We start from the raw sequence: 24,579 nt of genomic DNA on the forward strand, positions 1-24,579 counted from the left end.
CATCCCTACCGGGAAGGACTTTCCATCGTGACCACCATCGCCCCTCCGCCGCCGGTGAACCCGCCGCCTCAGTTGAACCCCGGTGGACGCACCACATTCCGCCTCGTCCTGATCGCCGCGGCGACGCTGCTGGTGGCCGGCACCGTGGCCACGCTCGGTGTGGCGGCCTGGGCCGTGAGTGCCGTCCGGGTCGTCACCGATCGCCAGGGCCTGCCCGCGACGATGCGGTCACTGGTGATCGACACCGCGAGCATCCCGGTCGCGATCCGTATCACCGCGGACCGCGAAACTCGGGATGCCACCGCGGATCTACGCCTGGTGAACACCTCTCACAGCGGCGCGCACCGACTGCAGGTCACCACAGACGGCAACGAGACCCGGATCGCCATCGCGGGCAATCCCTCTCGCATGCTGGCATGGGCCCGCGGCGGGGAGATCACGATCGCCGTGCCGCCGGAGCAGGCCCGGCGGCTGACGGTGCGCACCGAGCAGGAGATCGGCACGGTGATTGCGCAGGCCGACGTGGACCAGTTGATCTCCCGCGTCACCGATGGGGCGATCATCCTGCGCGGCGCTGCCCGCCGCGTCGAGGCCCACACCGTCGACGGCGAGATCGTCTCGCGCGACCCGATCGCGGTCACCGAAGAATTCAGCGCCACCACGTCTGACGGTGACATCACCGTTGACTTCCGCGACTCCGCGCCGCGCCGCGTCGATGCGGTGAGCCGCAACGGCGATGTCGTGATCGGACTGCCGGAGCGGGGACCGTATCTCGTACACGCACAATCCGGAGCATCGACAGAGGTACGGGTGCCCGAGACCACCGACCCCGACACCGCGGCCGCCGAGATCACCGTCCGCTCCGACGACGGCGACGTCGTGGTGGAGCGGGTGGGTCCGGGACGGGCTAGAAACTGAGTTGTGAGATTGCGTGCAGGGTCGTGATTTCTCGACTTTCACGACCCTGAGTGCAATTTCAACCGTCCACGTTCGACCTCTACGCCAACCCGGCCATGATCTCGGCCACCGAACCGGTCCGGCCCTGGCGCCACCCGGTTCCGGCCCACACATTGGTGCCCTGCGGATCGCCTGCGGCCACCGAGGCCTTGCGTACCGGGCTTGTCAGGTAATGGATCTCGGGGTAGCCCAGCGGGGCCTGACCGTCGTGGTCGATGATGAAGCGGTTGCGCAGCCCGCGGGCATAGCGGCCGGAAAACGCCCGGGTGACAACGGTTTCGGTGAACTCAGAACTCTGCAGGGCGGCGCGGTGCACCGGGCTGCTCCCGGCTTCATCGGCCAGCAGGAACGCGGTGCCGAGCTGGGCGGCCGCCGCACCGGCAGCCAGCACCCCCGCGACATCGTCGGCGTTGATCAGCCCGCCAGCGGCCACAACCGGGATATCCACCGCCGCCAGCACGTCGGCCAGCAGATGGTCCAGTGACTGCGATGCGGGCGAGGCCGCCGGATCGAACGTGCCGCGGTGTCCCCCCGCTCCCGGCCCCTGGACGGCGAGGACGTCGACCCCGCGGTGCACCGCCAGCCAGGCTTCGTCCAGCGTCGTCACCGTCCCCACGGTGGTGATGCCGGCGCCGCGCAGCCGGGCCACCTCGGGCTCGCTGGGCAATCCAAAAGTGAACGACACCACCTCGGGACGTAGATCGAACACCACGTCCAGCTTGGCCGCCCACGCGTCGTCGTCGTAGCGCGGGGCACCGAGTTCCACACCGTAGCGCTGTGCTTCACCGGCCAATTCGGCGGCATAGGCCTGGATCTGTTCTGGCGTACCCGCACTGGGTTGCGGTGCAAAGAGATTCACGCCGAGTGGCTCGGTGGTCAAACCGCGTGCGGCCGTGATTCTTTCGACGAGCGCATCAGCGGTGAGATATCCGGCCGCGAGGAACCCCAGCCCACCGGCATCGCTGCCCGCCGCGGCCAGCTCCGGGGTCGAGGGGCCACCGGCCATCGGCGCCACGATCACCGGGTGCCGCAGCCCGCGAACATCGAATGTGCCCATCACCGCACCGCCTTCCCGAACAGCAGCACGTCCTGCGGTTCGTCACTGATATTGGGGAACGTCGCACACCGCGCAAGCCTTCCCTCCAGCGACAGACCACACCGGCGCAGCACCCCGGCCGAGCCGGCATTGTCGACGTGGCAGTATGCCGTGACCCGGTACACAGTGGGATCGGGCTGCACGTCGGTCAGCATCAACGAAACCGCTTCCGACATCAGGCCCCGTCGCCACCACTGACGGGCCAGGCAGTAACCGAACTCCACCGAGAACGGCTGCGGGCGACGCCGCGCACACAACCCGACCACCTCGCCGTCGACTTCGATCAACCAGGTCTGCTCATCACCGGCGTTGAACAACGTGGTGATGACGCGGCGCGTTTCGGCCACCCCCGAGTGCGGGCGCCAAGACAGATATCTCGTCACCTCGGGATCGGAGGCGATGCGGGTGTACAGCACCTCGGCGTCCTCGACAACCGGTGGCCGCAGCCGCACCTGTGGCCCGGCCAGGATCTGGGTGTTGGGCATGGTCTCTATCCTGCACCGTTGCCGGGGCCACCCGTCCAGCGGTTTACTGGACTGAATGGCAATCACCTTCAATCACACGATCGTCGCCGCCAAGGATCGGCGGGTCTCAGCCGAGTTCTTCACCGAGTTGTTCGGGCTGCCCGGCCCGCAGGAATTCGGGCCGTTTCTCGCCGTGACACTGAATCACGGAGTGAGCCTGGACTACGCCCAGATCGGCCCCGACGAGGAAGTCCGGCCGCAGCACTACGCATTCCTGGTGTCCGAGGACGAGTTCGACTCGATCTACGGCAAGATCCAGGACCGCGGCATCCAGCACTGGGCCGATCCGCATGGTCAGCACCCGGGCGAGATCAACCACAACGACGGCGGCCGCGGGGTCTACTTCCAGGACCCGTCGGGGCATTACCTGGAGATCATCACGCGCCCGTACGGGGGCTGATCGCTGCGACTAGCGGTGACCGCGCTTGTGCTCCTGATCGCGGTAGGCGTCGGCCAGCTTGTCGACGTGACCAGGCAGCGAACCGGCCGCCACATCGGCCAGGCTGGTCTCCTCCAGCACCGAGCGCATGCTCGCGCGCAGTGCACGCCAGACATCGGTCAGCGCCGCTGTAGGACCCGAGTACGGCAGGTCTCCCAGCCCGATGTCGCGCACGCTGGCCAGCGGTCCGTCGATGCAGCGCAGCACGTCGGCGATGCTGATCTCACCGGCCGGACGGGCCAGCTCGTAGCCGCCGTCGCGGCCTCGATGGCTGCGGACCAGCCGATCGGTGCGCAGGGCCGTGAGGATGTCGACCAGGAACTGCGCCGGGATGCCCTGCGCCTTGGCCAGGTCATCGGTTTTGACCAGCTCGCCGTCAGCGACCGTCGCGAGCTGGACCATGGCTCGGACGGCATACTCCGCCTTCGCCGACATCCGCATGCTCAGGATTGTGCCAGTTCACTCATCGCCCGCACCGATGCACCGAAGCTGGGTGCCCGCTGGGTCGGCGTGCCTAATCAGGAATCCCCGCGGCGTCCGGGACCACGATGGCGAACAAGTCCGACATCGCGGCCAGGCTCGCCGACTGCATGACCGCGGCGGGCACCGGTGCACTGTCGGGGCCGGCCAGCGTACGGGTGGCTGTGGCGGCGGCCACCACCGTCGGGGCGTATCCGAGGTTGAAGGCGCCACGCGCGGTGGAGTTGACGCACATGTGCGTCATGAATCCGGCCAGCACCAGGTTCGACGCATCGAGGCCTTTCAGCCGATCGTCGAGGTCGGTCTGGACGAATGAATTGGGGAACTGCTTGACCACCACCGGTTCTCCCTCGCGTGGAGCCACCGACGCGACGATCGCACCGCTCTCCCCCTCGATGTCATACAGCGAGCCCGGACCGTCGGAGTGCTGGATGTGAATGATCGGTATGCCCGCGCGGCGGGCCCGGTCGAGCAATTGCGCCGTCTGCTCGAGCGCGGCCTGCACCCCTTCGAGCTCCATGATTCCCTGGGTGTAGGTGTTCTGGCAGTCGATCAGGACCAGGGTGGAATCGGCGAGGCGGGCCGGTGCGGCGGGGAGGCTGGCCAGTTCGCGCAGCGTGGGGCGGGTCATGTTGATGAGCCTAGTGACCAGCGGCGGTGGTTAGGCTGCATCGGTGGGACTACCGGATTGGTCGAGAGGCAAGATCACGCTGGTCATGGGCGCTGTCGCGGCGCCCATCGCGGTGATCCTGATCGTCACCGCACCGAGCGAGAAGGCCCCGAGCGCGGACTGCCAACGCGTCGATCAGATTGCCCACCACCTCGTCACGGCAGGCGCCCTCCCGGGAGGGGACGGAGTCGCCGACCCGAACGTGACCCGAAAGGCCGCTGAAGCGGCTGCAGCGGCTCGGGACGAAGCCGCGTCGATCGAAGACCCCGATTTGAAACGGAAAGCGCTGGCATTCGCGGACGCACTGCACCAGTTCAGTCAGGGCAATCCCAGCGCGCCGCCGAACGGGTGGCCTGACAAGAACTACATGGGCGGATACCAGAATTCATTCAGCACGCTCCACGAACTGAAGCTCGCCTGTCCGAATGTCGGAACCGATCAGCTCCCCGACGGGATTGCGAGGTAGGCCGTCGGATCACGACTCCAGCAGCCGCTTCTCGTACGCATCCAGGCCCGCCAACAGGACCGGGCTGTCGCGGTAGTCGGCACGAGCCTGCGCGATGAACTCGGCGTTCTCGTCGTTGTCGCGCTGGGAGCCCATCTCGGTCGGGTATCGCTGAGCGGGATCGGCGGGTGGGGCCCAACGGAGTTGGCGGGCGCGTACGAACGCGTGGACCGCGGCAAAGTCACGTAGCTGCCGGTCGACATCGGCAAGATGGCTGCCGTATATCTCCTGCGGAACGGTGGCCTCGCCGAATGCCGCGTGAAGCGATGCCTCACCCGGCACAGCGGCGGCGACGGCATCCCAGATGGGTTGTGCGATCAAGGCAAAGACCAGCGGGTCCCCGTCCAGAACGGCCAACGGCAGGACCTCGAGGTCATCGCCTTCGAAGGTCGGCGACAACGACCAGGAGGATTCGATGAGACCAATCAGCGCATCGAGGTTGAAGTCGTCATCGTCGAACTCGACGAGATCCTCCAATGGGTGAATCCTGGCAGTGAATCGCCCACTGCGGCTTTCACGCGCGAAGTACTCGTAGACCAGTGTCGAGTTTCCATCGTCTGGGATGCCGTCAATCGTGCCGTAACCGTCGTACTCGCCTGAGAGCCCCAGCGCGACGGGTTCGTAACCAGCCGCGGTGCAGCGCAGAATCACCGCCGTAGCGCCGACGAAATCGACGCTTACACCGGTCAGCATGCATCGGCAGTCGTAGAACCCCATGCCCGGATCCTGGCATGGCTCGGGATGGGTTCTGCGCACCGATTTCTGTGAGGGACTACCCCGCCGTGACGGCCAAGACCCGTTCGGCCAGCTCGGGCCGGCACACGATCAGGTCGGGCAGCGTCGGATCAGCCGAGTTGTAGACCAATCGCGAGCCGTCGATGCGTGAGGTGTGCAGGCCGGCGGCACGGGCCACCGCGACGGGCGCGGCCGAATCCCACTCGTACTGACCACCGGCGTGTACGTACACATCAGCGACTCCGCGGACCACCGCGGCGACTTTGGCTCCGGCCGAACCCATTTCGACGAGGGTTCCGCCGAGTGCCTCGCGGACGGCCAGCGCCACTGCAGGCGGGCGGGTGCGCGACACCACGACCCGCGGCGGACCGTCGAAGGGACGCGGTGCGGCCACCTCGGGGGTGGACAGCGTGGTGTTCTGCGCGGGCAGCGCGACCGCGCCGGCCACGAGTTCGCCTGCGCTCCACAGCGCCACGTGCACGGCCCAGTCGTCGCGGCCGAGTTCGGAGAACTCCCGGGTGCCGTCGAGCGGGTCGACGATCCAGACCCGTTCGGCGCTCAGCCGTGCCGGGTCGGCCCGCTCGTCGGCCGTGGCTTCCTCGGACAGCACCGAGTCGCCGGGACGCAGCGCGGCCAGCTCGGCCATCAGGAAATCGTGGGACTGCTTGTCCCCGGCCGCCTTTCGCTCGGCGGCCGAGGCATCGGCAAAGTCGGCACGGACGTCGAGCAGCAGATCCCCGGCCCTGGTGGCCAGCCGGGCAGCCAGTTCGTGATCGTTCACGACGGTAATTCCAGCAGCTCGATCACCATGTCGGCCAGTTCAGCGGTGCCGTGGTCCGGAGTGAGCCGCAGATCCGGGTTCTTCGGCCGCTGGTACGGGCTGTCGATGCCGGTGAAGTGGGTGATCTCACCGGCCCGGGCCTTGGCGTACAGACCCTTGGGATCACGACGTTCGCAGTCTTCCAGCGGGGTGTCGCAGAACACCTCGTAGAAGTCGACGCCGCCCTCGTTGGCCACCTTCCGGGCCAGCTCACGGTGCTCCTCCAGCGGGCTGATCGCAGGCACCAGCACGATCTGGCCGGAGTCGGCCAGCAGCGCGGCGACGTGGGCCAGCCGGCGCAGGTTCTCGGCCCGGTCGGCCATCGAGAAGCCGAGGTCCGCGTTGAGGCCGTGGCGCAGGTTGTCGCCGTCCAGAACGTATGCAGGCACGCCCTTTTCGAGCAGTTTCTGCTCGACCAGCATCGCCACCGAGGACTTGCCCGAGCCCGACAGGCCGGTGAACCACACGGTGCGGCCACGGCTGAGTCGATCCCCCGGGGTTACCAGCGAATCGTGCCGGACCGCATTGGGGCTCGCGGTCTCGTTGCGGGTGTCGCGCAACACCATGCCGGCGCCGACGGTGCCGTTGGTGTTGGGATCGATCAGGATGAACGATCCGGTGGCCGCGTTGCGGCTGTACTCGTCGAGCAGCAGCGGGGCCTGGGTACGCAGCGAAATACGGCCCAGCTCATTGAGTTTGAGCGCACTGGCGGACTTGTCCCGATGCAGGGTGTTGACATCGAGGCGGTAGTCCAGACCGGTGATCTTGACCCTCGTGGTGCGGGTGGTGTGTTTGATCAGGTACTCGCGACCGGGCTCCAGCGACGACTCGTCGGCCATCCAGCACACGGTGGCGTCGAAGTCCTGGGTGACCCGGGGCTGGTTGTTGGGCCGGGCGATCATGTCGCCGCGCGAGATGTCGATGTCGTCGGACAAGCTGATCGACACCGCCATCGGCGGGAACGCCTCTTCGACGACACCGCTGGGGCCGTCGATCTGGGTGATGCGCGTGGGCTTTCCGGCCGGCAGCACGATCACGTCGTCACCGGGACGCAGCACGCCGCTGGCCACGGTGCCGGCGTAGCTGCGGTGGTCGGCGTGCTCGTGAGTCTGAGGACGGATCACGTACTGCACCGGGAAACGCACGTCGACCAGGTTGCGGTCACCGGCGATGTAGACGTCTTCGAGGTGACTCAGCAGAGACGGTCCCTCGTACCAGGGCGTCACATCGGATTTCGTCACCACGTTGTCGCCGTTGAGCGCCGACATCGGGATCGTCGTCACGTCGTGCACGTCCAATCGTGCTGCGAACGCGTGGAACTCGTCGCGGATCGCCTCGAAGCGTTCCTGGTCCCAGTCGATCAGGTCCATCTTGTTCACGGCCAGCACGATGTGCTGGATGCCCAGCAGCGAGGCCAGGAACGCGTGCCGGCGGGACTGCTCGAGCAGGCCGTGGCGCGCGTCGACCAGCACGATCACCAGCTGTGCAGTGGAAGCCCCGGTCACCATGTTGCGGGTGTACTGGATGTGGCCCGGGGTGTCGGCGATGATGAATTTGCGCTTGGCCGTGGCGAAATAGCGGTAGGCGACATCGATCGTGATGCCCTGCTCGCGCTCGGCCCGCAGGCCGTCGGTGACCAGAGCCAGGTCGGTGTAGTCGTGGCCACGTTCCTTGGAGGTCCGCTCGACCGCGGCCAGCTGATCCTCCATCACAGCCTTGGAGTCGAACAGCAGCCGTCCGATCAGCGTGGACTTGCCGTCGTCGACGGATCCCGCGGTGGCGATGCGAAGAAGCGTCGACATCAGAAGTAACCCTCTCGCTTGCGATCTTCCATTCCGGCCTCGGAGATCCGGTCATCGGCGCGGGTGGCGCCACGCTCGGTGAGCCGAGACACCGCGGTCTCGGCGATCACCTCGGAAACCGTTGCGGCCGTTGACTCGACGCAGCCGGTGCAGGTGACGTCGCCGACGGTGCGGAACCGCACGGTCTTCTCGATCACCGGCTCGTCCTTGCGGGGCTGCATGTACTTGTGCACTGCCAGCAGCATGCCGTCGCGCTCGAACACCTTGCGCTGGTGCGCGTAGTAGATGGACGGCAGCTTGATCTTCTCGGCGCCGATGTAGGACCAGATGTCGAACTCGGTCCAGTTGGAGATCGGGAAGGCACGGATGTGCTCGCCCTTGTGGTGACGACCGTTGTACAGGTTCCACAGCTCGGGCCGCTGGGCCTTGGGGTCCCACTGGCCGAACTCGTCGCGGAAGGAGAACACGCGCTCCTTGGCGCGGGCCTTCTCCTCGTCGCGCCGGGCCCCGCCGAAGGCCGCGTCGAACTTGTTCTCCCGGATGCCGCGCAGCAGCGTGACGGTCTGGATCGGGTTGCGGGACGGGATCGTCTCCACCACACGCCCCGCGTCGATATCGTCCTGCACCTTGGCGACGACCAGCCGCGCACCGTAGTGCTCGACGAGTTCGTCACGGGCCGCGTAGACCTCGTCGAAGTTGTGGCCCGTGTCGACGTGCATGACCGGGAACGGCAGGCGCCCCGGCGCGAACGCCTTGACCGCCAGGTGCAGCATGACGATCGAGTCCTTGCCGCCGGAGAACAGCAGCACGGGCTTCTCGAACTCCGCGGCGACCTCGCGGATGATGTGGATGGCCTCGGCCTCCAGGGACCGCAGGTGGCTCAGCTCGTAGTGACCGGCACGGCCGGTCTGCTGATCGGATTTCTGCGCTGTGGTCATCACTTCCCCATTAAGTTGGTAGGAATGGCCAGAATTGCAAGCATGGCCAGGAATCTAGCCGCCCGGTCGCCGCGGTGTCAATGGTGGTCTACCCGTCAGGCCGGTGCCCGCTGACGTGGGCCCCGGCCTGCCGGGGCAGGAGCACCGTGGCGAGCAGGGTCAGCGCCAGCAAAGCGCCCAGGACCAGGTAGGTCACCGAATATGAGGTCAGTTGGCTGAGCAGTAACGCCGCCACCGCGATGCCGAGGCCGGCGGCCAGCTCCTGCACCGAGGCGTTGAGCGTGTTGGCATGCGTCAGCTCCTCCCCCTCGACATCGGAGAACGCCAGGCTGTTGTATGCAGTGAAGCCGATCGACCGCAGCGCCCCGCTCAGATAGAGAACGACGGCCATCACGACCACCGGCAGGCCCGGCCGCACCAGGGCCAGCAGGCCGAAACACGCGACCGAGGCCAGCCCGTTGACCAGGAGCACGGTGCGGATGCCGAATCTGCGCATGAGCGGCGTGGTGGCCGGCTTGATGGTCAGGTTCCCGGCGAACAGCGCGGCCACCATGACACCGGCGGCCAGCGGCGTCCAGCCGAACTCCAGCTGGAACTGCAGCGGGAGCAGGAACGGCACCGCGGTGATGACCAGTCGATACAGCGACCCGGCCACCACGGTGATGCGCAGCGTGTGCACCCGCAGCACCCGCAACTGCACGAGCGGGGCCGTCGCGGTGAGCAGCCGCCACACCGCGCCGGCGAGCAGCAGGACCGCTGCGGCGCCGCACCCGCCGACCAGACCCCAGTCGGTCCCCGAGACCCGGATGTTCTCCAGGGCGATCAGGGCCGCAGCAATCCCCGAGCCGAGCGCCAGCAGACCCGGCCAATCCAAAGATCGGGCCGTGCGCTGTGGCTCGCCACGGACGAGTTTGAGCGCCAGAACAATTCCGATCACGCCGATCGGAATGTTGACCGCGAAGATCCATCGCCAGCTGCCCAGCGTCGCGATCGCCCCGCCCAGAACGGGGGCCAACACAGGCGCGGTCAGCGCCGGCCAGGTCAGCAATGCGATGGCACGCACCAGGTCCGACTTGCCGCTCTGACGCAACACGGCAAGCCGGCCGACCGGCACCATCATGGCGCCGCCGACCCCCTGCAACATCCGCATCAGCACCAGCATCGGGAGCGACGTACTCGCCGCACAGCCGACCGAGGCCAAGGTGAACACCGCGATGGCCCCGATGAACACCCGGCGCGTGCCGAATCGGTCGGCCAACCAGCCGCTGGCCGGGATCAGCACCGCCACCGTGACCAGATAGGCCGAGATCGCCACATTGACGTCGATGGCCTCGACACCGAACGAGGCGGCGATCAGCGGGATGGCCGGCGTGATGATCGTCGCGTCCAGGATTTCCATGAAGAGGCTGCCGGCCACCAGCAGCGCCATGCCCCGCGGGAAGGGCGGATTCTCGGGTACTGACATCACAGCTGCCCGCCCCCACGAGCCGGGACGGTTACCCCGCAGGTAATTGAGACGCCGACCGCCGTCGACACACACTGGCGGCCATGAGTATCCAGACCGGCCCGGCCGTGATGGCGGATTTCCTGCCCCAGTCGCCTTTCGTGACCAAGCTCGGGATCGTTGCCGAAACGCTGGAGGGCCCCGAGGTCCGGCTGCGGTTGCCGTGGGATCCTTCGAACATCACGATCGCCGACATGGTGCACGGCGGTGCGATCGCGGCGTTGGCCGACGTGACGGTGATGGCCGCGGCCTGGGCTCAGGCCGAGGTTCCGGATTCGCTTCGCGGAGTGACGGTCTCGATGACCATCAGCTATCTGGCGCCGGCGCGGGCGACCGATCTGATCGGCCTCGGGCGCGTGCTGCGCCAGGGCAGGTCCCTGGTGAACTGCGACGTCGATATCGTCACGCCCGACGGCGAGGCGGTGGCCAAGGCCATCGCGACGTACAAGGTGGGGTGAGCCTGCCGCGAAAATCAGGTGCGACGTTCGCGTTCGTAGCGCTGTGGCGAAAAAACGGCCGGATTCCCGCCGTAGCGCTACCAACGTGAACTTCAGCCCTGCGCGACGCACTGACGAGGCATCCTCACAGCGTGACCTCGTTGAGCTTGCCGGTGGCGACGTCGAAGACGAAGCCGCGCAACGACTCATGCTTGGTGACGAACGGGCTGGCCTCGATCCGCCGCAATGACTGACGCACGTCCACTTCGAGGTCGACGAATGACTCAGCCGCCCAGTTCGGCTTGATACCGGTGTCGTCCTGGATCTGCTGTTTGAAACCGTCATCAGTGAAAGTCAGCATGCCGCAATCGGTGTGGTGGATCAGGATGATCTCCTTGGTCCCCAGAAGACGCTGACTGATGGCCAGCGACCGGATCTCGTCATCGGTGATGACACCGCCGGCATTGCGGATGACGTGTGCCTCGCCGTCACCCAGACCGAGGATCCGATACACGTCCAGCCTGGCATCCATGCACGCCACCACCGCGACGTGCTTGCTCGGCGGCAGCGGCAACGGCCCGGTGAAGGTCGCGGCATAGACCTCGTTGTTGGCCAGGTACTGATCGGTGACAGACATATTTCGACGCTAACCCCGCAATGGGCGGCGCGGCTAGCGGCAGAATCAGGCTGAGTCGATGGGGTGCCCGCTGCGTGGAACGAGCGACAGCCGTCCTGCCGGGGGTGCAGGACGGCCGCCGCAGTCGGGACGTCAGGGACGTGGCGACGACAGGTCGTACACCGGAGTGTCGCCGACCAGGGTCTTGGTGAAGTGCGCCTTCACCCAGTCGGTGATCTCTGCGGCACTCCCGTGCTCTTCGCGCGGCGGCCCTGCAGGCCCACCGCGACCGCCCTCGGGCCGATCCAGGAAATACCGGACCTGACCGTCTGCGACGTACTGCTGGAACTGCGCGAGTGTCGGCGAGTTGTCACTGCCGGTGAACCCGCCGATTGCCATCAGCGACTCCCCCGTCCTGAGCTCGAGGTCGCTGACCATCATCGACCCCACACTCGCTGCGGCCCAACGGCCTTCGGCGCCCGAGATGAGCTCGGCCAGGGCCGGATCATCGGCTCGCCCGAAGCCCGGCGGCGGGCCGCCCGGCCCACCTGGACCGCCGAACCCGGAGTCCCGCTCGGGACCCGACATCGCGATCGGTCCACCGCTGTGACCCGCAGCCACCGTCTCCACGGTGTAGGCCGCGGTCGCACCGAAGCCGAACATCATGGCGGCCAAGGCCACCACCGCGGTCAGCCTGCCGGGACGGTGGGCGACGACAGCCAGGGCCACCGCGATGAGCACCGAGCCGACCAGCACGATCCAGCGCAGCGCCGGTAGCCAGTCGGGGGTCCGGTCGAGCAGGACGAAGGCCCACACCCCGGTGCCGGCCAGCATGACCGCCAGTACCAGCCGCGAAGCCAGCCGTGCACGAACCCGCCACAATTCGGCGACCGATATGCCCACGACCGCGGCCACGGCAGGCGCTAGCGCCACGGTGTAGTAGGGGTGGATGATCCCGTCCATGAAGCTGAAAACCACGGCGGTGACCAGGAGCCAGCCGCCCCACATCAGCAGGCCGGCCCGCAGCCCGGCGGTCCGCGCGGTGCGCCGCGTCAGCCACAGTACGGCGACCAGGCCGATCAGCGCGGCGGGCAACAACCACGATGCCTCGGTACCCATGGACATTCCGAACATCCGGCCGATGCCCGGATCGCCGCCGAACATCAGGTTTGCGCCGCTGCCGGGTCCCTGACCGGGTCCGGGGCCGCCCGGGCCGTGGCCAGGCCCCGGGCCCTCCTGCCCCATGATGCGTTGCAGGCCGTTGTAGCCGAATGCCAGTTGCAGCAGGCTGTTGTCGGTCGAACCGGCGATGTAGGGCCGGGAGTCGGCCGGCCACAATGCCACCAGGGCGATGTACCAACCAGACGAGATGACCATCGTCGCCGCGCCGATCAGCAAGGTGCCCAATCGTTTCCAGATACCGACCGCGGGTGCGGCCACCAGGAACATCAACGCCAGGCCCGGCACGACCAGGAACGCCTGCAGCATCTTGGTCAGGAAGGCGAAACCGAGCGCACATCCTGCCAGTGCCACCCACCCGGCGCTGGCCCTGGCCGATACCGGGCCGACCGCGCGCACCATGAAGTAGGCGGCGAGCACCAGAAGCAGTACCAGGAGCGCATCGGGATTGTTGTAGCGGAACATCGAGGCCGCCACCGGCGTCAACGCCAGCGCCGCCCCAGCGATCAGCGCGGCGCCGGGACCGCTGGTCCGCCGCACGGTGGCGTAGAGCAGTGCCACCGCACCAATGCCCATCAGTGCCTGTGGCAGCAGCATGGTGAACTCGTTGAAGCCGAACAGCCGGCCTGACAACCCCATTGCCCACATCGCGGCCGGCGGCTTGTCCACCGTGATGGCGTTCCCGGCGTCCAATGACCCGAACAGCCAGGCCTTCCAGGACTGGGTGCCGGCCTGGGCCGCGGCTGCGTAGTAGCTGTTGGCCCATCCCGACGATCCCAGGCCCCACAGGTAGAGCACCGCAGTGCCGGCCAGCAGAGCCCAGTAAGAGGGGCGAACCCAGCGCGGGGTGAGAGCCTTCGGAGATTCCGCGGTCGCTTCCGCGGAAGCCGGTGCCGTGTCAACGATGGTCGTCATAGCCCTGTCTCTCGGTTCGACCCGGCGGCACGCCGCGTCCGCGAGGGATGGAATACCCACCCCCGCAACAGTACGAAGCGCACCACGGTGGCCAACAGGTTGGCTGCCACCAACACTGCAAGTTCGACGCCGCGGTGCGGCACGGGCGCCACGAAGTGCAGGAGTCCCAAGGATCCGCTGGTGATCGTCAGCGCGATCGCGAACACCGTCAACCCCTCAAGATGATGGCGGGTGATGTTGCCGGCGCCGGCGATACCGAACGTGAAACGGCGGTTGGCGGCGGTGTTTCCGATCGCGGTCACCAGCAGGGCCACCAGATTGGCGGCCTGGGCGCCGACGCCGGCCCGCAGCGCCGTGAACAGCAGCAGATAAGCCAGCGTGGACACCACGCCGACGGCGCCGAAGCGCACCGCCTGGCGCAGCAGGGATTGGGGGGCACCCGATTTCCGCGACGATCCCAGCTGCGCGGCGATGGTGTTCACCGGGATCGAGCCGTTGGCGAATCCGCGTAGCAACCGGCCGATGCCCTTGAGGTCTGCGGTGGCGGTGGCGACGATGTCGACCCGGCTGTCCGGATCGTCCACCCAGTCCACCGGCACCTCGTGGATACGCAGGCCACTGCGCTCGGCCAGCACCAGCAGCTCGGTGTCGAAGAACCACCCGGTATCGGCGACATACGGCAACAGCCGGTGGGCAACATCGGCCCGGATCGCCTTGAATCCGCACTGGGCATCGGAGAACCGAGCTGCCAGAGTTGATTTCAGGATCAGGTTGTAGCAGCGCGAGATGAACTCGCGCTTGGCTCCGCGGACCACCCGTGAGCCGCGACCCAGCCGGGTGCCGATGGCCAGGTCGGAGTGACCGGAGATCAGCGGCGCCACCAACGGCGCGAGCGCGGCCAGATCGGTGGACAGGTCGACGTCCATGTAGGCCAGCACCGGTGCGTCCGAGGTTGACCACACGGCGCGCAGTGCGCGTCCGCGCCCCTTCTCCTCCAGTCGCACCACCCGCACACCGTCGAGTACGGAGGCGAGTTCGGCGGCGATACGCGGGGTGTCGTCCGTGCTGGCATTGTCGGCGATGGTGATGCGGACGGGCACGGCGAAGTTCTCTTCGAGGTAGCGGTGCAGCCGCCGTACCGAATGGGCAAGCGCCGCCTGCTCGTTGTACACCGGCACGACAATGTCGAGCACTGGAACCCCGGCCTCCCGGGCGGCCAGTGCGGCGTTGGGCCGTGACGCGAATTGGAACCGCTGCTCGGGGTCTTGGACCAAGGTTGTCATGACTTCATCGTTCTCCGGCGGCTTGTGATCTGGGTGGGGCGAAGCTATGCGCCTGCTATGTGTTCGTCGCACGCTGTGTCAGGTCGTAGATGGTCACGTCGTCGACGGCGACCGGGTTGTAGTGGGCCTGTACCCATTCCGCGATCTCGGTGGACGCCTGGCTGCCGCTCGGCATATGTCCGCCGAATCCGCCCGCCATGATGTGGGAGCGGATGAAGTAGTGGATCGCGCCGTCGTCGACCAGCTGTCGGAACTCCTGAAGCGTCGGCGCGGGATCGGTGCCGTTGAAACCGCCGACGGCCATTACCGGTGCACGAGTGGCCAATTGGTATCCAGCGGCATTGGACGAACCCACCACTGCTGCCGCCCAGGTGTAGCGGTCGGCATCGGCGGCCAGCGTCGCGGTCAGAGTCGGACCGGGTTCCGGTGCGGCGAACAGTCCGCCGAAGCCGCCGCCGCGCGACGGCCCGACGGACGGTATCGCCCCGTTGTGCGGACTTGCCGCGGTGGCGATCGAGTATGCGGCCGGACCGGCCAGACAGGCCCCGACGGCCAGCGCCGCGGTCACCCGCACCATCGGGCGATCCAGCCGTCCCACCATGAGCAGAAGTACCGCCGCCCCCACTCCGCCGACTGCCACCGCGGCCCGCAGCCACGGATACGGATCGTCGTGGCGGGCCAGCAGTACCGCCGTCAGGATCGCGGTCACGAGCACCGCACCCGACGTCGCTGTGGCGGCACGGATATCGGCGCGGTGCCGCCACAGCAGCGTGGCGCCGATCCCGGTCACCGCGCCGATCGCAGGGGCGAGTGCGACGGTGTAGTAGGGGTGCACGATGCCGTTCATGAAGCTGAACACCACCGCGGTGACCAACAGCCAACCGCCCCACAGGATCAGAGCGGCACGGGTCGGATCGGTGCGGGCCACGCGGCGGGTCAGGTAGAGCCCGGCCACCAGGCAGATCAGGGCGGCGGGCAGCAGCCAGGCGATGTCGGCGCCCATCTGGGATCCGAACAACCGGCCCGGCCCGACATCGAAGTTGAGGTTTCCCAGGCCGCCCGTCTCGTCCCCGGTCAGTCGTCCCAAACCGTTATAGCCCAGGGCCAATTCGACGATGCTGTCATTCTGCGAACCACCGATATAGGGCCGTGCCGAGGACGGCCACAGCTCCACCAACACCAGATACCAACCACCGCTGAGGACCATGGCGACACCGGCGGCGACGACATCGAGCACCCGCCGGCCCAGTGGGCGGTCTCCGGCGATCAGCGCCGCGGCGGAAACGGCCGGCAGCACCAGGAACGCCTGCAACATCTTGGCGAGGAACCCGAAGCCGACCGCGACCCCGGCGCCCACGAACCACCAACGGCTGGCATCCTTTTCGATCCCGCGCTGCACGCAGTAGGCCGCCGTGACGAGCAGCAGCACCAGCAGTGCGTCGGGGTTGTTGAACCGGAAGATCAATGCGGCCACCGGCGTCAGCGCCAGCACCGTACCGGCCAGCAGACCGGCCCACGGGCCGGCGGCCCGGCGCACCGCGGCGTAGAGCATCGCGACCGCTCCGACACCCATCAACGCCTGCGGCGCGAGAACACTCCACGAGTTCAGTCCGAACAGGCGCACCGAGAGGTCGATGATCCACAACGCCGCAGGTGTCTTGTCGACGGTGATGGCATTGCCCGCATCGCTGGACCCGAACAGCATGGCGGTCCAGTCCTGGGCCCCGGCCTGCGCCGCGGCCGAGTAGAACGCGTTGGCCCACCCGCTGCTCGACAGGTTCCACAGATAGAGCACGGCCGTGCCGGCCAACAACGCCGCGAGCGCGATGTGTCGGGCGACCGGGCTGGAGGGGCCGGGATTCGTACGGCCGGGCCCCGAGGCAGCCGGCGTTGCCGTCTCCTGCTCGGCAGCGGGATCTGCGGCAACGAGGGTCACTACTCCATGTTTGCCGCGGCCGCTAGGTGTCCGATTGGTCCGTCCTGTGTGTGCCCTGTGAGCTCGTCCCAGGCAGCCGCACCACGAACTCGGTCGAACCGGCGGTACTGCACACCTCGATGGTGCCACCGTGCGCCTTGACCACTGCGGCGACGATCGCCAGGCCCAACCCGGTACTGCCCTCCCGTCGTGACCGCGACGAATCGCCGCGGGCAAACCGCTCGAATACGTCGGGCAGCAATGCCGCCGGGATACCGGGGCCGTCGTCGGCGACGCTCAGCAGTACCGCGCCCTCGTCATTGTTGCCGGGCTTCAGCGCAACCGTGACCGAGGTTCCCGCTGGGGTGTGGGTCCGGGCATTGGCCAGCAGATTCGCCAGTACCTGATGCAGCCGGGCCTCATCCCCCTCGACCATCACCGGGTCCTCGGGCAGGTCGAGTGCCCACTGGTGGTCGGGGCCGGCGATGTGCGCGTCGCTGACCGAGTCGACCACGAGCCGGGACAGGTCCACGCTCTCGCGTTCCAGGGGCCGGCCGGCATCGAGGCGGGCCAGCAACAGCATGTCCTCGACCAGTTGCGTCATCCGCGTCGTCTCGGACTCCACCCGATTCATCGCGTGGGCCACATCGGCGGGCAGGTCATCGCGTTTGCGCTGGGCCAGCTCGGTGTAACCCCTGATCGCCGCGAGGGGCGTTCTCAACTCATGGCTGGCATCGGCGACGAATTGGCGTACCCGGGTCTCACTGGCGTGGCGGGCCGACAGCGCGCCGGCGATGCGGTCGAGCATCCGGTTCAGCGAGGTGCCCAGCTGACCGACTTCGGTGTGGGCGACGGCCGGGTCGACGGGCACGATCCGCGTGGGCAGCTGCACTTCCCCACGATCGAGTTCGAGATCGGCCACTTTCCGTGCCGCCGCCGAAACCCGTGACAGCGGGGCGAGTTGACGCCGAATGATCAGCGTGCCCGCGGTCGTCGCGGCGATCAATGCGATGGCCGCCAGCAGGCAGAACATTCCCAGCACCCACAACAATGTGTCGTCGACGACGGCGGTCGGCAGGCCGGTCACGATGATCTGCGAGCCGCCGTGGCGCGGGTGCAGGCCGATCAGCCGGTAGCGGCCCAACCCGTCGAGGTCGACGGTCTGGGGATCCCGGGTTCCCGGAATCTGGGCCAGCTGTGCCGCCGCGGCTGCGGTCACCTCGATCCGCTCCCCTTCACCCGTGATCACCCCGGCATCCACGGGCCGATGGGGCGACACCACGGCACCGACCGTGCGAGCGGCCTGCCCTGGCGCGTTGAGAAATCCGGGGCCCGGCCCTTCCTCTGGATCGAACGGCACGCGATGGTGGCCGCGCATCCCCGGCGGAGGCGGGGATCCCGGTGGCGGAGGCGGCAATTCGAAGATGGCCGCCGAGCGCCTTCCGGCCTCGATCAGTTGCTCGTCCAGCTGGTGCATCAGAAACCGCTGCAGCGCAAACTCCGTGGCCACCCCGATGCTGGCGCACACCACGGCCAGCAGGGCCACCTGGGTGACAACCAGCCGGGCGCGCAGCGACCAGGTCCGCGGTGACCACCACCGAGTGGCGCTTCCGGTCCCGGCAGTCACCTCAGCGCGCGGGACGGAGGACATAACCCGCACCGCGCAGAGTGTGGATCATCGGATCGCGCCCGCTGTCGATCTTCTTGCGCAGATACGACACATACAGTTCGACGATGTTGGACCGGCCACCGAAGTCGTAACTCCACACCCGGTCCAGGATCTGGGCCTTGCTCAACACCCGCTTGGCGTTGCGCATCATGAATCGCAGGAGCTCGAACTCGGTGGCAGTCAATGTGATCGAGTCACCGCCGCGGGTCACCTCATGACTGTCCTCGTCGAGCACGAGATCGCCGACGATGATCTTCGCGCCGCCGTCCTCGCTCGTCACCCCGGTGCGCCGGAGCAGTGCCCGCAACCGCAGCACCACTTCCTCCAGGCTGAAAGGTTTGGTGACATAGTCGTCGCCGCCCGCGGTGAGACCCGCGATGCGGTCCTCCACCGAATCCTTGGCGGTCAGCAGCAGCAGCGGCAGGCCGGGAATCTGCTCGCGCAGTTTGCGCAGAACGTCCAGACCGCTCATGTCGGGCAGCATCACGTCGAGGACGACGACATCCGGCGGGTTCTCCCGGGCCGCGGTGATCGCGCTCGCGCCATCTCCTGCCGTGGCGATGTCCCAACCCTCATAGCGCAGCGCCATCGACACCAGTTCGGCCAGTACGGGCTCGTCGTCAACCACCAGGACCTGGATCGGGTTGCCGTCGGCGCGGCGCATGACAGCGCGCCCGGACTCGGAATCGGTGCCATTGGTCGTCATGCTCACCCGTTCAGTATTCGCCGGCTCGATAGGCCCGAACTGAGCGCTGTCTATGCGCCAGCTGTGAAAGAGGGCCATATCCGGCGCAGAGCACGCACACAGCCGACTCACAGACAACACCTGCACCGTGGACCGCATGAGCATCCGACACACGGCCGCCGCAGTCGGCATTGCGGCGGCGATTGCCGGGCTCGGCGGCGCGACGATCTACGCCGCCACCGAAACTCACAGCTCGGGCTTTCCCGGGCCACCGCCCGGCATGCGCGGGCCGGGAGACCGGCCCGACCCGGCCACCGTCCACAGCGAGTCGGTGCTGGCCGACCACGATGGCAGCTACACCACGGCGCTGACGCAGACCGGCACGATCACCGAACTGACGGCCACCTCGGTCACGGTGCGCAGCAACGACGGGTTCATCCAGAGCTACACCTTGCCGGCCTCCGCCCAGACCCCGTTCGGGGTCGACGACCGGGTCCTGGTCCGGGCCACCCGCACCGGGCCGGCATCAACCGAAAGGCCGGCCGTCACCAGCATCGGTGAGGCCCCGAACCGTCGGCCCTCCCCCTAGTTGCCGTAGCCGTCGGGCAGTTGCGCTTTCACCGTCGGCTTCGCGAAAGACGTTTCCAACTCACTGGGAGCTGTTGTCTTCGTTACGGTTTCACCGACTTTGACCGCAGGCACCGCCGCGCTCGTCGGCGCCTCGGCCAGCATCGCGCCGAGGGCGCACATCATCACCAGTGCGATCGCTCCCACACCGGCCATCGCATGGTTGGTCCGCTTGTTGCGTTCGGCTCCTGTCATACAGACCTCCCTACCCGGGACCCACGGGCAAGGTAAACCGGCCGCGTCGCCTACCGGCTGACGGGATCAGCCGTGATCAGTGCGGAGTGGCAAACCCGGGCGGAGTCGTCGCCGATACCGTCGGTGAGGCCTCGGATGTCTCCGGAGCCGTCGGCGGAGTTGTCGGAGTGACGGTCTGTCCTGTGGTGATGGCAGGCGGTTCGACCCGCTGCTGGGCGCCGGTGAGACCACCGCCCACCCCGACTCCGAGCATCGCTGTGGCTAACCCGCCGATCGCGCCGATGCCGGCAGAGATCAATTTCAGATTTCGCTGATTGTTTTCCTTCGCGCAACCCATGCGCTCACCTCCCGCCGCCTCGTATATCCGATGCGGCCGGAGGCGAAACCACTACCAGGCGCCTCGCCCGGCGATCAGTGCGTGACGGCGAATCCGGACGGCGGCGTATAGCCCCTGATCCCAGGTACGGCCATCGAAACCGCCGGTGCAGTCGGAGGCGTCGTATCCGTGCTGGTCTGGCCGACGTTCATATGGGATCCGGACGCCAGCGCCGGCGAGCCCGGGGCCCCGACACCGTCCGAAATGGCTCCGATGACTCCCAGCCCCACCACTGCCGCACCACCGGTTACCGCAGCGATCACTTTCACATTCTTGAGCCCGCTGACCTTCATGTAATTCAGTGAACTACCGATTTCTATGCCGAGGCTGTGGCTCGACTGTCAGTTACCCACCGAGTGCGGGCGCGCCCGTGATCTCACACGACGACGGTGACCGGATTCCGGTTCCGGCTGATCTACCCTGTCTGGCATGCAGCCGTGGGTGGGAAGAACCGGATGACGCGCTTTCTGGCGCGCCGGCTGCTCAATTACATCGTGCTGCTGGCTCTGGCATCGTTCCTGACGTTCACCTTGACGTCGCTGAACTTCAAACCGCTCGACAGTCTCGAGCAGCGCAATCCGCGGCCACCGCAGTCCGCGATCGACGCAAAAGCCGCTGAGCTAGGCCTCGACCAGCCCATTCCGCTGCGCTACGCGAACTGGGCCGCCGGCGCGGTCCGCGGCGACTTCGGCACCACGGTGACCGGCCAGCCGGTAGCTGACGAGTTGTGGCGACGCATCGGGGTGACCTTGCGATTGCTCGTCATCGGCGCGATATCGGGCACCGTGATCGGCGTGGTGGTCGGGGCCTGGGGTGCGATCCGCCAGTACCGGCTGTCGGACCGCGTCATCACCGTGGTGTCCCTGCTGGTGATCAGCACACCATCGTTCGTGATCGCCAACATGCTGATCCTCGCCGCGCTCAACGTGAACTCGGTACTAGGCGTCCAGATTTTCGAGTACACGGGGGAAACGGCGCCGGTGCCCGTCGGCGGCGCCTGGGACCAGTTCGTCGACCGGCTTCAGCACCTCGTGCTGCCGACGCTCACGCTGGCGCTGATAGCCATCGCCGGCTACAGCCGCTACCAGCGCAACGCGATGCTCGACGTGCTCGGCCAGGACTTCATCCGCACCGCGCGGGCCAAAGGGCTGACCCGGCGTCGCGCCCTGTTCAAGCACGGGCTGCGAACGGCACTCATCCCGATGGCCACCCTGTTCGCGTACGGCGTGGCCGGGCTGGTCACCGGTGCGGTGTTCGTCGAGAAGATCTTCGGCTGGCACGGCATGGGCGAATGGGTGGTACAGGGCATCGCCACCCAGGACACCAACATCATCGCGGCCATCACGGTGTTCACCGGCACCGTGATCCTGGTCGCCGGCCTGCTCTCGGACGTCATCTACGCGATGCTCGACCCGAGGGTGAGAGTCACATGACCCAGACCTCCGCCCCCACCGGTGATGCCGCCGCGGCCCGCTCCGGTCTGCACACCGAGGAGTTCGCCACCCGGCGCACCCTGGTGTTCCGGCGGTTCCTGCGCAACTGGCCCGCCGTGGTGTCGCTGGCACTGCTCGTGATCATGTTCGTGGCCTGCTACACGCTGCCCTCGGTGCTTCCCTACAGCTATTCGGACCTCGACTACTACGCGCTGCAAGAGCCGCCGTCGGTCGACCACTGGTTCGGCACGAACGCACTCGGGCAGGACATCTTCGCCCAAACCCTGCGCGGCATGCAGAAATCCATGCTGATCGGTGTCTGCGTGGCGTTCATCTCGACCGTCATCGCCGCCACGGTCGGATCGGTGGCGGGATACTTCGGCGGCTGGCGCGATCGCACGCTCATGTGGATCGTCGACGTGCTGCTGGTGGTACCCAGCTTCATCCTGATCGCGATCGTCACGCCGCGCTTGAGCCAGTCCGACCGGGTGTTCTGGCTGATCGTGCTGCTCTCGGCGTTCAGCTGGATGATCAGTTCGCGCATCGTGCGCGGGATGACCCTGAGCCTGCGGGAGCGCGAATTCGTTTTGGCTGCACGCTATATGGGTGTCAGCAGTTGGCGCATCATCGTCCGGCACATCCTGCCCAACGTGGCATCCATCCTGATCATCGACACCGCGCTCAATGTCGGGGTGGCGATCCTGTCCGAAACCGGTTTGAGCTACCTGGGATTCGGCATCCAGGCGCCCGACGTATCGTTGGGCACTCTGATCGCCGACGGCACCAAATCCGCCACCACGTTCCCGTGGGTGTTCCTGTTCCCGGCCGGGGTACTGGTGCTGATCATCCTGTGTGCCAACCTGATCGGTGACGGCCTGCGCGACGCACTCGACCCGGGAAGCGGCCGGCTGCGACGCAAGAAGGCACGCCGATGAGCGAACTACTCGAAGTATCCGGCCTGACCGTGGACTTTCCGACCGACACCGACGTGGTACACGCGGTGCGGGGCCTCAACTTTCACGTCGGCGCCGGTGAGGTGGTCGCGCTCGTCGGCGAGTCCGGCGCCGGGAAATCGGCCAGTGCCATGGCCGTCGTCGGGCTGCTGCCCGAATTCGCCGAAGTCTCCGGATCGGTGCGGCTGCGCGGCGAGGAGCTCGTCGGCTTGTCCGACGCGCAGATGTCACAGGTCCGCGGCAACACCATCGGAACGGTGTTCCAGGACCCGATGTCCGCGCTCACCCCGGTCTATACCGTGGGCGATCAGATCGCCGAGGCGCTCACCGTCCACAACCGCGATCTGGGCCGGCGCGCGGCCCGTACCCGGGCCGTCGAACTGCTCGAGCTGGTGGGCATCGCCCAACCCGAGCAGCGTGCCCGGGCCTTCCCGCACGAGTTGTCCGGCGGCGAACGCCAGCGGGTGGTCATCGCCATCGCCATCGCCAACGACCCCGATCTGCTGATCTGCGACGAGCCCACCACCGCCCTCGACGTCACGGTGCAGGCCCAGATTCTCGAGGTACTCAAGACCGCACGCGACGTCACCGGCGCCGGGGTACTGATCATCACCCACGATCTCGGGGTGGTGGCCGAATTCGCCGACCGCGCCCTGGTGATGTATGCCGGGCGGGCTGTCGAGGACGCTCCGGTGACCCGGTTGTACGAGAAGGCCCGGATGCCTTACACCGTCGGCCTGCTCGGCTCGGTGCCACGCCTGGATGCCCCGCAGGGCACCCGCCTGGTCCCGATCCCCGGGGCGCCGCCGTCGCTCACCACGACGCCGCACGGCTGCCCCTTCGCCCCGCGCTGCCCGCTGGCCATCGACGAGTGCGACGCCGCCGAACCCGAACTGATCGAATTGGCGCCGGGCCACCACGCCGCCTGCATCCGCACCGACCAGGTCAGCGGGCACAGCGCCGCCGAGATCTATCAGGTGACCGGCACCGGCACCACCGCCGCCGCCCCCGAGGCCCGGCCCGCCGATGCCGACGTGGTGCTGCGGGTGCGCAACCTGTCCAAGACCTACAAACTGACCAAAGGGGCGGTGCTGCGCCGGCAGGTCGGTGAGGTCCGGGCCGTCGACGACGTCAGCTTCGACCTGCGCGGCGGCCGCACCCTCGGCATCGTCGGCGAGTCCGGATCGGGCAAATCCACCACCCTGCACCAGATTCTGAATCTGTCTGCACCGCAGTCGGGTTCGATCGAAGTCCTCGGCTCCGACGTGGCCACCCTGAACCGGAGAACGCGCCGCGCCCTGCGCACCGACCTTCAAGTGGTGTTCCAGGATCCGGTGGCTTCACTGGACCCGCGGCTGCCGGTGTCGGATGTGTTGGCAGAGCCGTTGACCGCCAACGGTTTCGACAAACCGCGGATCGACGAGCGGGTGGCCGAGCTACTCGAGTTGGTGGGCCTGCGACGCGCCGACGCGGGCCGCTATCCGGCCGAGTTCTCCGGCGGGCAGAAACAGCGCATCGGGATCGCCCGCGCCCTGGCATTGCAGCCCAAGATCATCGCACTCGACGAACCGGTCTCCGCGCTCGATGTCTCGATCCAGGCCGGGATCATCAACCTGCTGCTGGACCTACAGGACCGGTTCGGCCTGGCCTATCTGTTCGTCTCCCACGATCTGTCGGTGGTCAAGCACCTGGCTCACGATGTCGCGGTGATGCACAAGGGGGCGGTCGTCGAACAGGGCTCCGGCGACGAGGTGTTCGCCAACCCGCGGCACGCCTATACCCGCAAATTGCTGGCCGCGGTTCCGCAACCAAAGCCGGTCGACTGA

26 protein-coding genes are annotated in these 24,579 nt (G+C 67.5%); 8 read left to right on the forward strand and 18 right to left on the reverse strand.

What is annotated here, in order from left to right; genetic code table 11:
- Window positions 1-27: 27 nt before the first annotated feature.
- Window positions 28-918 carry a DUF4097 family beta strand repeat-containing protein gene (locus ACZYZ7_RS25990; RefSeq protein ID WP_463742162.1) on the forward strand — a complete coding sequence of 297 codons (891 nt, stop codon included), beginning with the start codon at window positions 28-30 and terminating at the stop codon, window positions 916-918.
- A gap of 79 nt (window positions 919-997) precedes the next feature.
- Here ACZYZ7_RS25990 and ACZYZ7_RS25995 read toward each other — a convergent pair whose 3' ends face one another.
- On the reverse strand, window positions 998-2,014 hold the full coding sequence (locus ACZYZ7_RS25995) for a nitronate monooxygenase (protein ID WP_463742163.1): 1,017 nt from the start codon (window positions 2,012-2,014) through the stop codon (window positions 998-1,000).
- On the reverse strand, window positions 2,014-2,538 hold the full coding sequence (locus tag ACZYZ7_RS26000; RefSeq protein ID WP_135457059.1) for a GNAT family N-acetyltransferase: 525 nt from the start codon (window positions 2,536-2,538) through the stop codon (window positions 2,014-2,016). The genes ACZYZ7_RS25995 and ACZYZ7_RS26000 overlap by 1 nt, the downstream gene beginning before the upstream one ends.
- 55 nt (window positions 2,539-2,593) lie before the next feature.
- On the opposite strand from ACZYZ7_RS26000, the gene ACZYZ7_RS26005 reads away from it, so the two are divergent.
- Complete coding sequence (locus ACZYZ7_RS26005) at window positions 2,594-2,977, forward strand: VOC family protein (protein WP_463742164.1); 384 nt, start codon at window positions 2,594-2,596, stop codon at window positions 2,975-2,977.
- Between the two features lie 9 nt (window positions 2,978-2,986).
- On the opposite strand, the gene ACZYZ7_RS26010 is transcribed toward ACZYZ7_RS26005, so the two are convergent.
- Together ACZYZ7_RS26010 and ACZYZ7_RS26015 are read right to left on the reverse strand one after the other, a co-directional pair.
- A complete protein-coding gene (locus tag ACZYZ7_RS26010) occupies window positions 2,987-3,457 on the reverse strand; it encodes an Rrf2 family transcriptional regulator (RefSeq protein ID WP_135457064.1) in 471 nt (156 codons plus the stop codon).
- Between the two features lie 73 nt (window positions 3,458-3,530).
- Window positions 3,531-4,127, reverse strand: a complete 597-nt coding sequence (locus ACZYZ7_RS26015; RefSeq protein WP_135457066.1) for a cysteine hydrolase family protein — start codon at window positions 4,125-4,127, stop codon at window positions 3,531-3,533.
- A gap of 43 nt (window positions 4,128-4,170) precedes the next feature.
- Here ACZYZ7_RS26015 and ACZYZ7_RS26020 point away from each other — a divergent pair, with 43 nt between their 5' ends.
- Window positions 4,171-4,632, forward strand: a complete 462-nt coding sequence (locus tag ACZYZ7_RS26020) for a hypothetical protein (protein ID WP_450069792.1) — start codon at window positions 4,171-4,173, stop codon at window positions 4,630-4,632.
- A gap of 9 nt (window positions 4,633-4,641) precedes the next feature.
- Here the strand turns inward: ACZYZ7_RS26020 and ACZYZ7_RS26025 are convergent, their stop codons facing one another.
- From ACZYZ7_RS26025 to ACZYZ7_RS26045, 5 genes are all read right to left on the reverse strand, one after another.
- Complete coding sequence (locus ACZYZ7_RS26025; protein ID WP_450069793.1) at window positions 4,642-5,388, reverse strand: hypothetical protein; 747 nt, start codon at window positions 5,386-5,388, stop codon at window positions 4,642-4,644.
- A 55-nt stretch (window positions 5,389-5,443) separates the two neighbouring features.
- Complete coding sequence (locus ACZYZ7_RS26030) at window positions 5,444-6,187, reverse strand: 3'(2'),5'-bisphosphate nucleotidase CysQ (RefSeq protein WP_135457070.1); 744 nt, start codon at window positions 6,185-6,187, stop codon at window positions 5,444-5,446.
- The gene (cysC, locus tag ACZYZ7_RS26035; protein ID WP_135457073.1) at window positions 6,184-8,028 is read right to left on the reverse strand and encodes an adenylyl-sulfate kinase; all 1,845 of its coding nucleotides are present in this window, start codon (window positions 8,026-8,028) and stop codon (window positions 6,184-6,186) included. Before cysC ends, ACZYZ7_RS26030 begins: the two co-directional genes overlap by 4 nt.
- Complete coding sequence (gene cysD, locus ACZYZ7_RS26040) at window positions 8,028-8,966, reverse strand: sulfate adenylyltransferase subunit CysD (RefSeq protein ID WP_135457075.1); 939 nt, start codon at window positions 8,964-8,966, stop codon at window positions 8,028-8,030. Before cysD ends, cysC begins: the two co-directional genes overlap by 1 nt.
- Before the next feature lie 88 nt (window positions 8,967-9,054).
- Complete coding sequence (locus ACZYZ7_RS26045) at window positions 9,055-10,395, reverse strand: MFS transporter (RefSeq protein ID WP_463742249.1); 1,341 nt, start codon at window positions 10,393-10,395, stop codon at window positions 9,055-9,057.
- Window positions 10,396-10,514: 119 nt separating this feature from the next.
- Between ACZYZ7_RS26045 and ACZYZ7_RS26050 the strand changes: the two genes are divergently transcribed.
- Window positions 10,515-10,928 carry a PaaI family thioesterase gene (locus ACZYZ7_RS26050; protein ID WP_450069794.1) on the forward strand — a complete coding sequence of 138 codons (414 nt, stop codon included), beginning with the start codon at window positions 10,515-10,517 and terminating at the stop codon, window positions 10,926-10,928.
- A gap of 124 nt (window positions 10,929-11,052) precedes the next feature.
- On the opposite strand, the gene ACZYZ7_RS26055 is transcribed toward ACZYZ7_RS26050, so the two are convergent.
- The 6 genes from ACZYZ7_RS26055 to ACZYZ7_RS26080 form a co-directional block, all read right to left on the reverse strand.
- Entirely contained in the window at window positions 11,053-11,544 is a 492-nt protein-coding gene (locus ACZYZ7_RS26055) for a beta-class carbonic anhydrase (protein WP_463742165.1), read from the reverse strand.
- Between the two features lie 132 nt (window positions 11,545-11,676).
- The gene (locus ACZYZ7_RS26060) at window positions 11,677-13,617 is read right to left on the reverse strand and encodes an ArnT family glycosyltransferase (RefSeq protein WP_463742166.1); all 1,941 of its coding nucleotides are present in this window, start codon (window positions 13,615-13,617) and stop codon (window positions 11,677-11,679) included.
- Complete coding sequence (locus ACZYZ7_RS26065) at window positions 13,614-14,900, reverse strand: bifunctional glycosyltransferase family 2/GtrA family protein (protein ID WP_135457085.1); 1,287 nt, start codon at window positions 14,898-14,900, stop codon at window positions 13,614-13,616. The genes ACZYZ7_RS26060 and ACZYZ7_RS26065 overlap by 4 nt, the downstream gene beginning before the upstream one ends.
- Before the next feature lie 55 nt (window positions 14,901-14,955).
- Entirely contained in the window at window positions 14,956-16,728 is a 1,773-nt protein-coding gene (locus tag ACZYZ7_RS26070; protein ID WP_463742250.1) for a glycosyltransferase family 39 protein, read from the reverse strand.
- Window positions 16,729-16,858: 130 nt separating this feature from the next.
- The gene (locus ACZYZ7_RS26075; RefSeq protein WP_450069798.1) at window positions 16,859-18,466 is read right to left on the reverse strand and encodes a sensor histidine kinase; all 1,608 of its coding nucleotides are present in this window, start codon (window positions 18,464-18,466) and stop codon (window positions 16,859-16,861) included.
- Complete coding sequence (locus ACZYZ7_RS26080; RefSeq protein ID WP_135460199.1) at window positions 18,444-19,148, reverse strand: response regulator transcription factor; 705 nt, start codon at window positions 19,146-19,148, stop codon at window positions 18,444-18,446. The genes ACZYZ7_RS26075 and ACZYZ7_RS26080 overlap by 23 nt, the downstream gene beginning before the upstream one ends.
- Before the next feature lie 178 nt (window positions 19,149-19,326).
- Between ACZYZ7_RS26080 and ACZYZ7_RS26085 the strand changes: the two genes are divergently transcribed.
- On the forward strand, window positions 19,327-19,758 hold the full coding sequence (locus ACZYZ7_RS26085; RefSeq protein ID WP_463742167.1) for a hypothetical protein: 432 nt from the start codon (window positions 19,327-19,329) through the stop codon (window positions 19,756-19,758).
- Here the strand turns inward: ACZYZ7_RS26085 and ACZYZ7_RS26090 are convergent.
- The 3 genes from ACZYZ7_RS26090 to ACZYZ7_RS26100 all read right to left on the reverse strand — a co-directional run bounded on the left by ACZYZ7_RS26090 (window position 19,755) and on the right by ACZYZ7_RS26100 (window position 20,660).
- A complete protein-coding gene (locus tag ACZYZ7_RS26090) occupies window positions 19,755-19,991 on the reverse strand; it encodes a hypothetical protein (RefSeq protein WP_463742168.1) in 237 nt (78 codons plus the stop codon). The two genes, ACZYZ7_RS26085 and ACZYZ7_RS26090, sit on opposite strands and share 4 nt — an antisense overlap.
- Before the next feature lie 76 nt (window positions 19,992-20,067).
- Entirely contained in the window at window positions 20,068-20,328 is a 261-nt protein-coding gene (locus ACZYZ7_RS26095) for a hypothetical protein (protein ID WP_450069801.1), read from the reverse strand.
- A 74-nt stretch (window positions 20,329-20,402) separates the two neighbouring features.
- Entirely contained in the window at window positions 20,403-20,660 is a 258-nt protein-coding gene (locus ACZYZ7_RS26100) for a hypothetical protein (protein ID WP_450069802.1), read from the reverse strand.
- A 162-nt stretch (window positions 20,661-20,822) separates the two neighbouring features.
- Between ACZYZ7_RS26100 and ACZYZ7_RS26105 the strand changes: the two genes are divergently transcribed.
- Genes ACZYZ7_RS26105 through ACZYZ7_RS26115 form a run of 3 tightly spaced genes read left to right on the forward strand, consistent with a single transcriptional unit; the run spans window position 20,823 to window position 24,579 of the window.
- Complete coding sequence (locus ACZYZ7_RS26105; RefSeq protein ID WP_450069803.1) at window positions 20,823-21,800, forward strand: ABC transporter permease; 978 nt, start codon at window positions 20,823-20,825, stop codon at window positions 21,798-21,800.
- Entirely contained in the window at window positions 21,797-22,735 is a 939-nt protein-coding gene (locus ACZYZ7_RS26110; RefSeq protein ID WP_135457102.1) for an ABC transporter permease, read from the forward strand. The genes ACZYZ7_RS26105 and ACZYZ7_RS26110 overlap by 4 nt, the downstream gene beginning before the upstream one ends.
- Window positions 22,732-24,579, forward strand: coding sequence for an ABC transporter ATP-binding protein (locus ACZYZ7_RS26115; protein ID WP_463742169.1), 1,848 nt, complete (start codon window positions 22,732-22,734; stop codon window positions 24,577-24,579). Before ACZYZ7_RS26110 ends, ACZYZ7_RS26115 begins: the two co-directional genes overlap by 4 nt.

This window comes from Mycobacterium sp. IDUB_17 (assembly GCF_055419465.1).